We start from the raw sequence: 14,693 nt of genomic DNA, 5'->3' as shown, positions 1-14,693 counted from the left end.
CCCGGCGGCGCTCGTCCTCGCGCCGCCCTGTAGTACCCCGCGGCTACCCCGCGGCCCGCGGTGTCCTCCGGACGCAGTCAGCGAAGGGGGGACGCCGCGAGCCGTTCGTACAGCCGGAAGTAGGCCGCGGCCATCTCGGCCCAGCCGTGCTCCCGGGCCACCTCGCGCGCTTGGAGCCCCATCCGCTCGCGCAGCGAGGCATCCTCCACCAGCGAGCGCATCGCCCGGGCGAGCGCGGCGGCATCCTCCGCATCCGGCAGGACGACTCCGCACTGGGGAGTCACCAGGCTCGCGGCGCCCACCGAGCGCGCCGTCACCACCGGCACCCCCGAGGCCAGCGCCTCCAGCACCACCAGCGCGAATGTCTCGTAGCGCGAGGGGAAGACGAACAGGTCGCTCGCGCGCAGCAGCCGGGCCACGTCGTCGCGGAAGCCGAGGAAGCTCACCCGCTGTGCCACCCCCAGCCGCTCGGCCAGGGCGGGGAAGGGTGAGCCGCGCACGTCTCCCACCACGGCCAGGTGCAGCCCCGGCACCTCGCGCAGCGCGGCCAGCACCGTGTCCAGGTTCTTGCGGCCCGTGCGGATGCCTCCGACGAAGAGGGCCAGGGGCCTGTCCTCGGGCAGGCCCCACGCCGCGCGCGACTCCCTCCCCGGGTGGAACTCCTCCAGGTCCACGCCGTTGGGCACCGTCACCACCTGCCCGGGCGGGAGGCCCGTGGCGAGCAGGTCCTCTCGCACCGGCTCCGACACCGCGGCGACGAGCCGGGCCTGGCGGTAGGCCCGCTGCTCCCAGCGCGCGTTGGCCGCCGTGTAGAGCCACTGGTAGGTGGACCGCAGGCGGCCCGTGATTTCGGAGGCGCGCACGCTGGAGCGCAGCCACGCCGCGTGGACGAAGTGCGAGGTGTTGAGGTGGTGCGGCGCGTCGAGCACGTAGCCGTTGGCGTGGATGATGTCGGCCTCGCCGCGCACGCGCCGCACCAGGGCCGAGGCCCGCTGGGTGAACTCGGCCACCTTGAGCAGGTGGGGCTTCTGCACGCGGGGGTGGAGGCGCAGCCAGCGCGCGCCGCGCTCGAGCAGCTCCGGCTCCACCTGGTCCGCCAGCAGCAGCACCTCATGGCCCCGGGCGAGGGCGTGGCGGGCGAGCTGGTAGTTGACGCGGCCCTGGCCGTCGCCGCGGATGACGTTGTGGGTGACGAGCGCCAGCTTCATGCGGCTCCCAGGCTCGGGCTCAATGTCCCGCGAGCCGCCGGTAGGTGTCGAGGATGGTGCGCGCGTGGTTCGTCCAGGAGTAGCCACGCCCACGCGAAATCCGCTGGCTCCGGGCCGCCGCGGGCTCCGGTGCTTCCACCCGCCGGTGCACCGCCTCCGTCCAGGCGCCGATGTCTCCCACCGGGGCGTAGGTGATGGCGTCCCCGCCCACCTCGCGCAGCACGGGCAGGTCGCTCGCCACCACGGGCGTGCCGCAGGCCAGGGCCTCGATGACGGGCAGCCCGAAGCCCTCGGCCTCGCTCGTCACCAGCACCACCCGCGCCTTCCGGTACAGCCCGGCGAGCGTCGCCCGGCCGAGCTTCGGCGGTTGCAGCAGCGCGTCGCCCAGGCCGAGCCGCGCCACCTGGTCCCGCTGGGCGTCGTTCAGCGCCGCCCCCTGCTGCACCAGGCGCAGCTCCGGGTTCCGGCGGCGCAGCGCCGCGAATACCTCGAAGAGCACATCCACGCGCTTGCGCGGAATCCCGCTGCCCACGTGCAGCACGTAGGGGCGGCCACCGAGCGGACGCAACAGCTCGTCGCTGAGGTCTCCCGGCACGGGCTCGGGCCCGAATTCGGGTGAGACGCCCAGCGGTGCGTGCACCAGCCGCTCCGGGGGCACCACACCATGGCGCAGCAGCTCATCGCGCACCGCGCCGGTGCTGTGGAACACCACGGCCGCCCGCTGCAGCCCCTTCAGCGAGGCCCACGCCATGGCGCGGAACCACGCGGGCCGCGGCTCCTTCTCCGGCTCCAGGATGCTGCGGAAGGCATCCAGGTCATGGCAGTACACGCCCGTGCGCCCGGGCGGCAGCGCGTGCACGAGCTGCGCGTACGTGTGGTCCACCACGTGCCAGGCCTCCTGCCCTCGCGTGCGCAGCGCCACCCGGGCCGGGTAGGTGAGGAAGCGTGTCAGCACCCGGTCCACGTTGAGCGCGCCCCGGCGCTGGCTCAGCACGGGCAGCCGCCGCGCCAGGGGCACCAGCTTCGGACGCACCGACGTCACGAAGACCTGGTCCGCCAGCGGGCCGTGGAATTGCTCGTGCAGCGCCTCGCCCGCGAGGTCCATGCTCGGCCAGCCCTCGTCGAGCGGGTCCATCAGCAGCGCCAGACGCAAGGGAATGCCGGTGTTGCTCATGGGTCCTCCACCACGCGCGCGCGGACGCGTTCCCTCAATACGTCCAGCGTATGCGCGAGCGAGAAGTTCTCCTGGTAGAAATCCGCCGCGCGGCGGCCCAGGGCGGGCCATGAGCCGGGAGCGGACAGCAGGGCCTCGGCCGTCTCCAGGACGGCGGCGGCCGTGGGCTCGGCGGCCAGGGCGAGCGCACCCGAGTCCCGCCAGGGCGGCTCGGTGGCGGGGCCCGCGTTGGACACCAGCGGCATTCCGAGCCCCAGTCCCGCCATGGCGCTGCCGCGGCGCGTGCTGATGCCGTCGGTGAAGGGTTGCACGAGCACGTCGCAGGCCTTCAGCGTGGCGGCGAGCTCGTCCCCGGGAAGCCCTCCCACTGCCTGCACGCGTCCGGCGAGCTTCCGGGTGGCGGCCGGTGAGCTGCTCGGCGAAGCGCGTGCTGCCCCGGCCCGCCAGCACCACCCGGCGGCGCGCATCCTCGCGCAGCAGCGCGGGCAGCACTTCCTCCAACATGCCCGCGATGAGCGCTCCGTACGTCCCCAGGTGGCCGATCAGCACCGTCTCCGGGCTGGGGCGCAGCGAGGCGCGTCGGGACTCCACGGCGCTCGCGGGCGGCTGCGTGGGCAGGTTGCTCGGCACGGGCAGCCACTCGAGGGGCACCCGGCGCGGCGGCGCGTGGAGGAGCCTGTTCCACCAGAGGGTGGAGACGAAGACGCGGTCCGCCCGCGCCAGCACGAGCGCCGCCATGACCCGGGTGACGGTGCCCAGCACGTTGTGGCGCCACGGCAGCTTCCAGCCCCAGGGGAAGCAGACCTCGTGGAAGAACATCCACACCTCGTCCCCCCGGCGCCGCGCGAGCCACAGCGCGAAGGGGACGTTCATCGCCTTGTAGCCGAAGGCATGGGGCACGTACTGCACCACCAGCCGCTTCGGGCCGGGGAGCCCCTCCAGCTCGTGCTCCAGCCGCTTCAGGCCGCGCACCCCGAAGCCCTCGGGCAGCCGGTGCACGGTGACTCCCTCGGGGGCCGGGGCCTCGTGTGGCTCGCCCGGGGCCCAGACGTGGACGGAGCAGCCCGCGCGCGCGAGCCCCTCGGCCACCTGCCACGTGTAGTCGCTCACCCCGCCGGGCCGCGGGGGGAACTCGCCGGTGAGCAGGTGCCAGGAGACACCGAGCGCGTCCGCGTACCGTCCGCTCATTCCCGCCCTCCCAACACCCGCATGTACACGTCCCGCACCTGGGTGGCGTAGCGCTCCCGGGTGAAGCGCGCGAGCACCGAGCGCCGGGCCTCCTCGCCCAGCCGCGCGCGCAGCTCCGGCTCCCGGACGAGCCGTGCCATGGCCCCGGCGAGCCCCTCCACGTCCCCGGGGGTGAAGGACAGCGCGTCGTGCCCGGAGCGGACGAGCCTCCGCGGCCCCGCCCGCGGCGGACACCACCACGGGCCGGGCGCACGACATGGCCTCGACGATCGTCATTCCGAAGGGCTCCGGCCGCGTGCTGGCGTGCACCACGCCATCGAGCGCCCGGTAGATGGAGGCGGGCTCGGACTGGAAGGGGATGAAGCCCACGTGGGACTCCAGGCCCAGCGCGTGCGCGGTGGCGCGCAGCTCCGCCTCCGCGTACTGCGAGCCGGGCGTGCGGTACACGGGGCTGCCCACCACGTAGAAGCGCACCGCGTGCGTGGGGTGCAGGGCCCGCAGGCGCGCCGCCGCCTGGAGGAACACCTCCTGCCCCTTCCAGCGCGCGTAGGTGGCCACCAGTCCCAGCCGCACCGTGCCCTCGGGCGCCGGGGGCAGGCCCGCGAGCGTGTCGAGCCGTCCGCCCCCGGCGGGGCCGGGAGAGAAGCGCTCGGTGTCCACGCCGTTGTGCACCGGGTGCACCGGGACGCGGCCGAGCACGTGCCGGGCGTCCTCGGCCACCGCCGCCGAGTTGGCGATAGCCGCCGCCGCGCGCACCCCGGCCAGGCGCAGGACGCGCCGCAGCAGGGGCCGCTCGCCCAGGAAGTCATGGAGGTGCCACACCACGGGGGCGCCCGGGGCGCAGAGCGCGGAGAGCAGGTGCGTCTTGAGGCCGTTGGAGTGGACGAGGGTGGGGCGGAAGTGCCGCAGCGCCCGTTGCAGGGCGAGCAGGTGGGCCGCCGCGGCCGGGGTGGCCCGGGCCAGGGCGGTGCCGAAGCGCAGGTAGCGGTCCGCGCCCGCGCCGCGCAGTTGCGAATCCCCCAGGGAGGCGAGCGCGGTGGACAGGGGCAGGGCGAGCGTCTCGACGCCGAGGGCCCGGGCCTGCTCCGTCAGCGGCCCCTCCGCTCCGGCGATGAGGCCGAGCCAGGGGGCCTCGGGTTCACGGCGCAGACAGTCCAGCAGGTCGAGGAGCGTGCGCTCCGCTCCACCCACCACCCCCACCGGACTCAGGAAGAGCAACCGCACGGCTCGGAACCCACCAGAGGTGGACCGGCCGGGTCAAGGCACGGATTCACACATGAGGGGTGGGGAACAGGCCCGCGGCTCCCTCTCCCTCTGGGAGAGGGTTGGGGTGAGGGTCTTCACGCCGGTGGACGACCCTCACCCCCCGCCCTCTCCCAGAGGGAGAGGGAGCATGCGCAACCCGAGCCGTGGAGCCTGGCCGCCAGGAGGCAGAGAGTCCTGGCCTCCTCCGGACGGAAGGCAACCGCTCCCGATGCGGGCGATGGCAGGATAGGAGCCTCCTCTATGAGTCGACCCCCGGCGAGCCCTGGCCCGCGCATCCTCCTCGTCGCGCGGCACCGTGCCGTGGTGGGCGGTGTGGAGTCGCACCTGCGCACGCTGCTGCCACTCCTCCAGGCCCGGGGCCTTGCTCCCGGGCTCCTCTTCGAGCACGACGCCGCCCCGGGCCAGACGCGCATCGACGAGGGGCTCGGCATCCCCGTGTGGAACGCCGCCGGGCTGGGCCGCGAGGGGGTGCTGCGGGCCGTGGCGGAGTGGGGGCCCGGCCGCGTCTACCAGCACGGCGTGCAGGACCTCGACCTGGAGGAGGCGCTGCTGGAGCGCTACCCGGCCCTGCTCTTCCTCCACGCCTACTACGGCACCTGCATCAGCGGGATGAAGCGCCACGCCTTTCCCCGGCCCGTGCCCTGCCAGCGCGTGCTGAGCCCCGCGTGTCTCGTGCACTACCTCCCGCGCCGTTGCGGCGGGCGCAGCCCCCTCACCGCCGTGCGCGAGTACCACTATCAACAGCGCCGCCTCGCGCTCGCCCGCCGTTACGGCACCGTGCTGGTGGGCAGCCGGGCCATGCGCGAGGAGTACCTGCGGCACGGGCTCGCCGCGTCCCAGGTGGTGTGCGTGCCCCTCTTCGGCGATGGCGCGCCGGACCCCGAGCCGCCCGCGCCCCGCTCCCCGTCCGGGCAACTCCTCATGGTGGGACGGCTCACGGGAGCTCAAGGGCGGCGTGGAGCTGGTGCGAGCGCTGCCCTCGGCGCGTGCGGGGCTGGGCCGCGAGCTGGAGCTGGTGGTGGCCGGAGATGGCCCGGAGCGCCCGCGCATGGAGGCGGAAGCGGCGGCGCTGCGGGTGCCGGTGCGCTTCGCGGGCTGGGTGGACCGGGCCGGGCGGGAGGAGCTGATGCGGCGGGCGGACCTGCTCGCGGTGCCCAGCGTCTGGCCCGAGCCCTTCGGCATGGTGGGCGTGGAGGCCGGGGGCGTCGGCCTGCCCGCGGTGGCCTTCGCGGTGGGAGGCATCCCCGACTGGTGCGAACCGGGCGTGTCCGGCGAGCTCGCTCCGGGTGACCCGCCCGCGCCCGAGGGACTCGCCGCCGCCATCGTCCGGGCGCTCGCCGATGCGGGCCACCATGCCCGGCTGCGCGAGGGTGCCTGGCGCATGGCCCGGCGCTTCAACGCCGCGGCCCACGTGGACGCGCTGTGCGCGCTCCTCGAGGCCAGGTAGGCCACGTCCTGTCAGAGGGCGAGGTTCCGGCCGCGCCCGGGAGCAACTGGTCCAACAATCGGACCAGTTGGCACGCCGCGGGGCCGGAAGGTGCTCCTCGCCTCAACCGAGGCCGAGCCTGCCCCGTGCCGATGCCCACCGTGTCCGGAGCGCCTCCACCCGGGGACGGACGTACGTGCCCAGCGTGCCCTCGAACAGCAGCGGGCGCATGAGGAGCAGATAGAGGACGCCCACGAACATGCCGGCCAGCGTGAGCTGAGGGAAGCCTCGCGGCGTCAGCCCCACGGTGATGCCCAGCGACACGGCGGCCACCACCGCGCACCGCACGCCCCACGGGAGGAGGTTGCGCAGCACCTGCCACACCGTGCGCCCGGTGTCCTTCGCGAAGAGGGACAGGTTCATCGGCAGCGACACCGTGCAGATGCCGATGATGGGGGCGAGCGCCGCGCCCGTCCACCCGGCCAGGGACACGCCGGCCCACATCGCCAGCAGCGTCACTCCTCCGTCGGTGACGGCCGTCAGCGCCAGCCGCCGCTCATGGCCGAAGCAGAACAGGCACGTGTTCACCGACAGGCAGAAGTGGCGCAGCACCATGCTCGTGAGGAACAGCAGCGTCAGCACCAGCCCGCCGTACTGCTCCGTGCCCACCCACCGCAGCACGAAGCCCTCGTTGATGGTCAGCACGCCGCAGAAGACGGCCCCGCTGATGAACAGCGTGAGGCGCTCCACCGCGCTGGCCACCTCGGTGATGCGCTCCTTGCTGCTGCTCATCCGCAGCTCGGCCAGGGCGGGCTGGGCACTCGCGAGCACCAGTTGCGGCGCATTGGACAGCACGCTCACCAGCTTGGCCGTGCACGTGAAGGGCACCACGGCCTCGGGCCCGAGCAGCTTGCCGATGATGACCACGTCCGTGCCCAGCCGCAGAAGCTGCGCCACGTTGCCCAGGGTGATCCACAAGGAGCGCGACAGCCAGGAGCGGATGCCCTGCACCGAGAGCCGGGGCAGCTTGCGGGGCAGTGCCTCCGGGAAGGCGGTGCGCAGGCGCCAGAGGCAGGCGAGGGCCGACAGGACCTGGGTGGCCACCCAGCCGGCGGCGACGGCGTACAGGCCCGCGTCCGCGAGGACCAGCCCCACGCTCGTCACGGTCCCGGCCGCCCAGCCCACCGTCTGGAGCATGCCCAGGAAGCGCAAGTCCTGGAGCCCATTGAGCACGGCCTGGAAGAGACGCAGCGGGAAGAAGACGACGAAGGTGCCCAGCACCATCAGGAAGGGGTGGAGCACCTTGTCACTGCTCTCGGGCAACAGCAGCAGCAGGAGCGAGGCGCCCAGGGCCACGAGCGGAACCTGGAGGATCGCGAGCTGCAGGGCCTGGCCGAACACCTCGGCCACGGCGGGCAGGGGCCGGCCGGGGTTGCGCCCCGCCGCGTAGGCCGTCTCGCGCGGGAGCAGGGCGGCCACGCCGAGGTCCAGCAGTCCCAGGTAGCCCAGCAGGGAGCTGACCACGAGCCACAGCCCCAGGTCCGACTGGCCCAGGTGCCGCAGCAGGAAGGGCGTGAGGAAGAGGCCCACCACCAGGGTCAGCACCTGATTGGCGAGCCCCCAGCTGAAGCCGCTCAGGAACCGGCTGGAGCGAGTCACCCTGGCACCATCGGCCATCCCCCTCGTGGCCGCAAGCACCCATCCTCCGTTGGCTGGTGGGCGGGCGGGCTTGCGTGCATTGCGTTTCCGGCGGACGCGTTTCCGCTTTCATCTAGGATGCGCCGTCATGACAGAGCCCACCGGGTCAAAGGCCGGTGTCCGGGGCCGGGTGTCGGTGGTGATTCCCACCAAGGACCGGCTGCCGCTGCTCACCGAGGCGTTGGAGTCGCTCCAGCGGCAGCGCCACACGGACTGGGAGGCGCTCGTCGTGGACGATGGCTCCCGGGATGGCACGGTGGAACGCCTCCGCGAGTGGGGAGCCGCCGACCCGCGCATCCGGGGACTGGTGCGCGAGGGCGAGCCGGCGGGGGGCAACCGCTGCCGCAACCTCGGCTTCGCCGCCTCCACGGGCGAGTACCTCATCTTCCTGGACGATGACGACGCCTTCTCCCCGCGCTGCCTGGAGGAGCGCGTGCGGTGGATGGAGACCCGTCCCGAGCTGGACTTCGGTGTCTTCCCCGTCCAGACGTTCCTCGAGAAGCCCGGGGACATGCCGCGCGTGCTGCCGGCCGAGCCCGGGCGGGACGACATCGAGCGCTACCTGCGCGTGGACGTCCCCTGGCAGACGGCGAGCCCCCTGTGGCGCCGGAGCGCCCTGGAGAGGCTGGGCCCCTGGGACGAGGCCTTGCCGTGCTGGCAGGACTGGGAGTTCTACGTGCGCGCGCTCGCCAGCGGCGTGCGCTACGCGTGTTTCCCCGAGGGGCCGTGGTTCTTCCACCGGGTGCAGACGCCCGGCCGGACGGCCATCTCCACCAAGAAGCGGGGGCCGGTGCAGTTGCGCGGCGTGGAGCGGGCCGTGGCCTCCGGGCTCCGCACCCTGCGGGAGCATGGCGGCCTCACCGAGCGCCGGCGGGTGCTGCTGGCCCGGCTCCACCTCTCCGTGGGCGAGCAGTTGTGCGAGCAGGGGCTCCGGGACGAGGCCCTCGCGGTGTGGGGCCGCTGCAAGGAGCGGGGGCTCGTCTCCGAGGCCCAGTACCGCGAGGGGCGGCTCTTCCTCTCGGTGTGGCGGACGCGGCTGGCGCGGGGCGTCCTGCGGCGCTACCTCGCGCTGCGCTGGCGGGAGTGAGCCGGCCGCTCAGCCGTGGGTGATGATGGCGTAGGCGCCACCGGCTACCCGGCGCATGTCCACGCGCATCCGGGCCTCGGTGGACCAGCGGCGCAGGACCTCCTCCTCGCCGGGCCGGTCCGCGTCGTCCAGCAGGATGACGGCGCCGGGGGCGAGCCGCGCGCCGAGCACCGGCCACAGCCCATAACGTCCGCCGGGCGTCTCCCCGGGAGGGCCGTCGCAGATGACGAGCTGGAAGGCCGGGGGCATGCGCTCCACGGGGGGCGTGTACCAGGAGTAGCCGGTGCCGTAGTCCTGGAGCGGGGCGAGGCAATCGTGCACGTGGGGGATGCGGTTGCGCCTCAGGGCGCCGGACACGCGGGCATGCCACTGGGGCAGGTGCTCCAGCGTCCACGTCTCCACGCCGCGCCGGCCGGCGAGCAGTCCCAGCAGCAGGGTGGAGACGCCCGAGCCACACTCGAGGATGGGGCCGGGGGTGCTCACGGCCCGCTCCATCAACTCCCGCAGGTACTCGGGGCGCGCGGCGTAGCCCGTGTTGCCCCAGCCGGCCCGCAGCTCCTCCAGCAACTGGTTCGTGGGCAGCTGGCCCGGGGGCAGCGCGGAGATCCGCTCCACGGCGCGGCGCAGTTGCCAGTCACGCACCAGGCCCTGGACGGGTTGCTTCAGCCGCTCGGGCATCCATCGGGCCAGCGGGCGCAACCGGGTGATGAGTGTCTGCATCGCGTGTTCCTCGGGGCCTCGACGGCGGCTCGGGCCCACTCTCACATGTTATCCGCCGGCTCTTCCAGCCTGCAGGCAACAGCTCCGCCTGGAGCTGACTTGAGCCCTTCCGGGGGGACGCTTATAAGCGCGCCCCATGCGGATGCCCTGGTGGATGCAGGCGCTCAAGCGCCGGGTGGCGATTCCTGTTCTCAGCCGGACGCACCCCGAGGTGCGGGTCCGGGTGAATGACTACCTGATGAAGGTGGACCTCCGGGATGAGATCGTCGGCACCCTGCTCTACGTCGAGGGGGACTACGAGCCCGAGTTCCGCCGGCTGCTGGAGCAGCTGGAGCTGGAGGGAGGGGTGTGTCTGGACATCGGCGCCAACATCGGGCTGCACACCCTGACGCTGAGCCGGCGGGTGGGCCCGCGGGGCAAGGTCATCTCCTTCGAGCCGGAGCAGCACAACCACGAGCTGCTGCGGGAGAACCTGCGCCTCAATCAGGTGCAGAACGTGGACGCGCGCCGCACGGCGGTGGGGGAGCGGATGGGCACCGTGCGCATGGCGCTCCATCCCTACAACTACGGCGACCACCGCGTGACACAGGAAGGCGGCCCGGGGCAGGAGGTGCCGCTCACGACGGTGGACGAGGCGGTCAAGGACATCCCCGACGGGCAGATCCGCCTGGTGAAGATCGACGTCCAGGGATACGAGCAGAACGTGCTCGAGGGCATGCGCCAGACGGTGGCGCGCCATCCCGGCATGGTGCTCCTCCTCGAGGTGTTTCCCGAGGCGCTCCTGCAGGCCGGCTCTTCCGCTTCCAAGCTGGTGCGGACGCTGGTGGAGCTGGGCTTCGGGGGCTGGGAGATCCACCAGCGCCGGTTGATTCCCCTGGGCGAGCCCTGGGTCTACGACCAGATGTGGAATGGCTGTGAGGCGAACCTCGTGCTCTCGCGCGACACCGCCCGGCTGAAGCAGGTGGTGGGCCGGTGCTTCGGCCGCACGCTGCCCTGAGGGCGGCGCGCTCCGCTCAAGGCGTGACGGACTCGAACCACGTGCGCAGCCGGGCCAGCGGGTCCGCCACCACGTGGGCCTCGACGGCGGCTCGCGCGAGCTTCTCCCATGCGTGGCAGCTCCGCGCGGCGCTGAATCGCCTCCTCCAGCGCCTCGGCGAGCGCCTGCTCACTGGCGGCGGGGATGACCCAGCCCGTGCGGCCGGGCTCGACCCAGGCGGCGGCGCCACATTGGTCCGTCACGATGACGGGCAGCCCGCAGGCCATGGCCTCGCCCACCACGAGCCCGAAGCCGTCCTCCAGCGAGGGCAGCACGAAGAGCTCGGAGCGCTGGTAGACGGGGCGCGGGTCTCCCGGGCTCGCCTCCACCAGCAGGCCCTGGCACTCGCGCTGGAAGAGCCGCCGGGACACCCGGTCTCCCGTGGCGCCCACGATGTGCAACTGGACGCGCCCGGCGCCCACCTGGCGCACCGCGCGCAGCAGGTAGGGGAAGCCCTTGCGCACGTCCAGCGAGCCGACGAAGCACACGCGCAGGGGGCCCTCGGCGGCGGGCCGCGTGGTCGGAGGCTGGAAGTGCTCCAGGTCGATGGGCAGCTCGATGACGGAGATCTTCCCCTCCGGCACTCCACGGCGGACGAGGGAGTCGCGGGCCCAGGGGGAGGAGACGCGGATGGCGTGGGCCAGCGCGTACTCGCGTTCAATCCGGCGCACGGCCGCGGGGGTGGGGTGTCCCAGGTGGGGGCGGCGGGCCTGGCGCCACGTCTCGCGGACATAGACGTCCCGGAAGCCGGCGATGTGTCCGTTGGGGTTGTCGGCCACGCAGGGCACGCCCGCGCGCCGGGCCCACTCGAGGGACTCGAGCCCCACCTGCGTGAAGGTGTACAGCCGCGAGGGCCGCAGGTGCTCCAGGCGGGCCGCGGCCCACTTTCCGAGGTGCTCGTCCAGGTGGAGCTGGAGGGCCCCGGTGAGCCACCGGTAGGGGGTCCATCGCCGCACGGCCGCGAGCAGGGGGCGTGGAGGCGTGTGCCAGACGATGCCCGGGAGCGAGGCCAGCCGGGTGTCGGTGGGGGGCGGCCCGAGCACGTGCAGCGGCGTCCCCGCACGGGAGAGCGCGCGCAGCAGGGTGGCCGCGTGTGTCCCCATGCCACCCGCGCCCGCGGCGGCACCACTGACGAGGGCCGTGCCCGGCGCGTGTGTGCTTCCACCTTGCATCCGCCTTCCCATATCGGATTCCCATCGGATGAGACAGGTCAGGAGCGAGGCGTTTGGCCTTTCCGGCTGCTGGCACCTCCAGCATGCAGGCAACAGTGACCTGGCACCGGGGGACATTGACGCTCCGCGCCAGCCCGGCCACCATGCGCGCCCCTGGGGGTGAGCTCAAAAGATGATTACCTATCTGGTGGCCTTCCTCGTCGCGCTGATGGTGGCGCTGGCGCTGACGCTGGTGGTGCGCAACCGCGCGCTGGCCTGGGGCCTGCTGGACCAGGCCAACTCCAGCCGCAAGGTGCATGTGCGCCCCATTCCCCGCCTGGGCGGCATTGGCATCGTGGGCGGCTTCTTCGCGCCCCTGTGCGCGCTCTTCCTGGTGGACTCGGGGGTGGGCTACCACTTCCGCTCGCACACGGCGCTGGTGTGGGGCCTGTTCGGCGGGGGCCTGGGAATCGCGGCCCTGGGCCTCTACGACGACCTGCGCGGCGCGGGCGCGAAGCTGAAGTTCAGCGTGCAGCTCCTGTTGGCTCTCGGCCTGTACGTGCTCGGCTTCCGCATCGAGCTGATCGCCAACCCCTTCGGGCCGCCGGTGCCGCTGGGGCTGCTGAGCCTGCCCTTCACGATGCTGTGGGTGGTGGGCGTCATCAACGCGCTCAACCTGATTGATGGGCTGGATGGGCTGGCGGGCGGGGTGGCCTTCTTCGGGGTGGGCACCAACTTCATCCTCGCGCTCAGCCGCGGGGACGTGCTGCTGTGCCTGGTGATGGCGGCGCTGGCGGGCGCCATCCTCGGCTTCCTCGTCTTCAACTTCAACCCGGCCTCCATCTTCATGGGGGACACGGGCAGCATGTTCCTGGGCTTCGTGCTGGCGGCCGTCTCCATCAAGACGAGCGCCAAGAGTGGCACCGCGGTGGCCATGCTGGTGCCGGTGATGGCGCTGGGCCTGCCCATCATGGACACGCTGCTGGCCATGGTGCGGCGCTCGGTGCTGGGCCGGCCCATGTTCAGCGCGGACAAGGAGCACATCCACCACCGGATGATGAGCCGGCTGGTGCTCAGCCACCGCGGGGCGGTGCTGATGCTCTACGGCCTGTGTGCCCTCTTCATGCTGACGGCGCTCGGCCTGCACTGGGCCAACACCGCGCAGAGCGCCATGCTGCTCACGGGCATGGCGGTGGTGGTGGCGGTGCTGATGCGCAAGCTGGGCTACCTGGACCTGCGGCGCGCCGGGGACATGGGCGAGGCGCGGCGCAAGAACATCCGCCTGCGCTCGCTGGTGAAGGACGTGACGGACGAGGTGCGCGCCGGCAACGGGGTGAAGGACCTCTGGGACGCGGTGCGCCCGCTGGCGGACGCGCTCGACGCCTCCCGCCTGGAGCTGCGCCTGGAGCGCCAGCGCGAGGGCAACCGGGACGGCCTCACCTTCGAGACGCAGCGGCCCGCGGGCTCGGCGCTGCCGCTGGAGGTGTTCCTGGACGTGAAGAGCGGGGACGAGAGGCTCGGCCGCTTCACGATTGCCTGGAGTGACGGGCGCGCGGAGATCAACCGCGACGAGGAGCTGGCGCTGGAGCTGGTGGCGGACGCGGTGGGAGACCGGGCGGCGAAGCTGCTGGCGCGGGCGGATGCGGATCCGCAGCGTGTCGTGGCGCTGCGCCGGTGAGCGGCGGGGGCGCGGGGGCGTTGCTGGAGGTGCTCCGGGCGTGGCCCGAGGCCCCGCGTGACGCCGTGCCCACGGACATGGCGGCCCTGGTGCACGCGGCGGCCCGGCATGGGCTCGCGGGCTTCGTGCAGCACGCGTTGGGCCGCTCGGGCTGGACGGTGGACGAGCCGGTGCGCACGAGCCTGCGCCGCGAGGCCCTGGCGCAGGCGGCCCGGGGCATGCGGGTGAAGGCGCTGCTGGTGCGGAGCCTGGATGCGCTGGCGGCGGTGGGCCTGGTGCCGGTGCTGCTCAAGGGGTACGGGCTGGGCCTGCGCCTCTATCCGGAGCCGCTGCAGCGGGCCACCACGGACGTGGACCTGCTGGTGGCGGACGCGGAGGTGGACGGGGCCTCGGGCGCGCTGGTGGGACTGGGGCTGAAGCCGCTCGGCGAGGCCGCGGCGGCGCATGCGCGGGAGCACGAGCACCACCTGACGTTCACCGGTGCGGCGGGGATGGTGGAGCTGCACTTCCGCGCGCTGGTGGGGTACGGCCAGACGCTGGAGGCGGACGCGCTGCTGGCCCGAGCGGAGGAGGCCACGCTGGAGGGCCGGCGCGTGCGCTACCTGCGCGCGGAGGACGAGCTCGTCTACCTGGCGATTCACGCGAGCAACCACCTGTTGCAGCGGCTGGCGTGGCTCTTCGACTTGAAGCTGCTGGTGCTGGCGTGCCCGGGGCTGGACTGGGGACGGGTGGTGGAGGTGGCGAGGGGGACGGCCTTCCCGCACCTGGCGTGGTACGCGCTGGAGGCGGCGCGGAGGCTGATGGGGGCCGCGGTGCCGGAGGAGGTGCTGGCGGCACTGGCGCCCCCCGTGTGGCAGCGGCGGATGGCGGCGCGCTTCTTCACGGCGGGGCGGCTGCTGGAGACGGAGTTGATGAACCACAAGCCGACGTGGGTGGCGGCGAAGCTGCTGCTCGCGCCCCGGCTGCTGCCCATGGCGCGCTACACCCTGCGCCGGCTGCGGGACGATGGGCTCACCGCGCTGCGTTCGAGGTGAGGAGGCCGGGCCGCGCCCGCCGGCCTC

Annotated in this window: 10 protein-coding genes; 5 read left to right on the top strand and 5 right to left on the bottom strand. The window is 73.4% G+C overall.

The features are described 5' to 3' along the window. Positions 1-77: 77 nt before the first annotated feature. Both ACN28I_RS22555 and ACN28I_RS22550 read right to left on the bottom strand, forming a co-directional pair. On the bottom strand, positions 78-1,208 hold the full coding sequence (locus ACN28I_RS22555) for a glycosyltransferase family 4 protein (RefSeq protein WP_420944019.1): 1,131 nt from the start codon (positions 1,206-1,208) through the stop codon (positions 78-80). A 19-nt stretch (positions 1,209-1,227) separates the two neighbouring features. After that, the gene (locus ACN28I_RS22550) at positions 1,228-4,794 is read right to left on the bottom strand and encodes a glycosyltransferase (RefSeq protein WP_420944018.1); all 3,567 of its coding nucleotides are present in this window, start codon (positions 4,792-4,794) and stop codon (positions 1,228-1,230) included. A 907-nt stretch (positions 4,795-5,701) separates the two neighbouring features. On the opposite strand from ACN28I_RS22550, the gene ACN28I_RS22545 reads away from it, so the two are divergent. Next, positions 5,702-6,283 carry a glycosyltransferase family 4 protein gene (locus ACN28I_RS22545; RefSeq protein WP_420944017.1) on the top strand — a complete coding sequence of 194 codons (582 nt, stop codon included), beginning with the start codon at positions 5,702-5,704 and terminating at the stop codon, positions 6,281-6,283. Positions 6,284-6,385: 102 nt separating this feature from the next. On the opposite strand, the gene ACN28I_RS22540 is transcribed toward ACN28I_RS22545, so the two are convergent. Then, positions 6,386-7,921: a lipopolysaccharide biosynthesis protein gene (locus ACN28I_RS22540; RefSeq protein ID WP_420944016.1), complete on the bottom strand. Its 1,536-nt coding sequence runs from the start codon at positions 7,919-7,921 to the stop codon at positions 6,386-6,388. A 127-nt stretch (positions 7,922-8,048) separates the two neighbouring features. Here ACN28I_RS22540 and ACN28I_RS22535 point away from each other — a divergent pair, with 127 nt between their 5' ends. Continuing rightward, positions 8,049-9,047 carry a glycosyltransferase family 2 protein gene (locus ACN28I_RS22535; RefSeq protein ID WP_420944015.1) on the top strand — a complete coding sequence of 333 codons (999 nt, stop codon included), beginning with the start codon at positions 8,049-8,051 and terminating at the stop codon, positions 9,045-9,047. Between the two features lie 9 nt (positions 9,048-9,056). Here the strand turns inward: ACN28I_RS22535 and ACN28I_RS22530 are convergent, their stop codons facing one another. Beyond that, positions 9,057-9,767: a hypothetical protein gene (locus tag ACN28I_RS22530; RefSeq protein WP_420944014.1), complete on the bottom strand. Its 711-nt coding sequence runs from the start codon at positions 9,765-9,767 to the stop codon at positions 9,057-9,059. Positions 9,768-9,903: 136 nt separating this feature from the next. Here ACN28I_RS22530 and ACN28I_RS22525 point away from each other — a divergent pair, with 136 nt between their 5' ends. Continuing rightward, positions 9,904-10,764 carry an FkbM family methyltransferase gene (locus ACN28I_RS22525; protein WP_420944013.1) on the top strand — a complete coding sequence of 287 codons (861 nt, stop codon included), beginning with the start codon at positions 9,904-9,906 and terminating at the stop codon, positions 10,762-10,764. Here the strand turns inward: ACN28I_RS22525 and ACN28I_RS22520 are convergent. After that, positions 10,659-11,975, bottom strand: coding sequence for a glycosyltransferase family 4 protein (locus ACN28I_RS22520; protein WP_420944012.1), 1,317 nt, complete (start codon positions 11,973-11,975; stop codon positions 10,659-10,661). The genes ACN28I_RS22525 and ACN28I_RS22520 overlap by 106 nt on opposite strands. Before the next feature lie 172 nt (positions 11,976-12,147). On the opposite strand from ACN28I_RS22520, the gene ACN28I_RS22515 reads away from it, so the two are divergent. Both ACN28I_RS22515 and ACN28I_RS22510 read left to right on the top strand, forming a co-directional pair. Continuing rightward, positions 12,148-13,632 (top strand): MraY family glycosyltransferase, encoded by a 1,485-nt coding sequence (locus ACN28I_RS22515; protein WP_420944011.1) that lies wholly within the window; start codon positions 12,148-12,150, stop codon positions 13,630-13,632. Further along, positions 13,629-14,666, top strand: a complete 1,038-nt coding sequence (locus tag ACN28I_RS22510; protein WP_420944010.1) for a nucleotidyltransferase family protein — start codon at positions 13,629-13,631, stop codon at positions 14,664-14,666. Before ACN28I_RS22515 ends, ACN28I_RS22510 begins: the two co-directional genes overlap by 4 nt. The last annotated feature ends 27 nt before the right edge of the window (positions 14,667-14,693 follow it).

Source organism: Archangium gephyra, assembly GCF_049060025.1.
In the GTDB taxonomy this organism is placed as follows: Bacteria; Myxococcota; Myxococcia; order Myxococcales; family Myxococcaceae; genus Archangium; species Archangium gephyra_A.
This window is presented reverse-complemented; position numbering and strand designations above follow the sequence as displayed.

Bases quoted from the DNA above. Each gene is read 5' to 3' on its own strand.
- ACN28I_RS22555 (WP_420944019.1), bottom strand. From the start codon at position 1,208: ATGAAGCTGGCGCTCGTCACCCACAACGTCATCCGCGGCGACGGCCAG.
- ACN28I_RS22545 (WP_420944017.1), top strand. From the start codon at position 5,702: ATGGCGCGCCGGACCCCGAGCCGCCCGCGCCCCGCTCCCCGTCCGGGC.
- ACN28I_RS22535 (WP_420944015.1), top strand. From the start codon at position 8,049: ATGACAGAGCCCACCGGGTCAAAGGCCGGTGTCCGGGGCCGGGTGTCG.
- ACN28I_RS22530 (WP_420944014.1), bottom strand. From the start codon at position 9,767: ATGCAGACACTCATCACCCGGTTGCGCCCGCTGGCCCGATGGATGCCC.
- ACN28I_RS22525 (WP_420944013.1), top strand. From the start codon at position 9,904: ATGCGGATGCCCTGGTGGATGCAGGCGCTCAAGCGCCGGGTGGCGATT.
- ACN28I_RS22520 (WP_420944012.1), bottom strand. From the start codon at position 11,975: ATGCAAGGTGGAAGCACACACGCGCCGGGCACGGCCCTCGTCAGTGGT.
- ACN28I_RS22515 (WP_420944011.1), top strand. From the start codon at position 12,148: ATGATTACCTATCTGGTGGCCTTCCTCGTCGCGCTGATGGTGGCGCTG.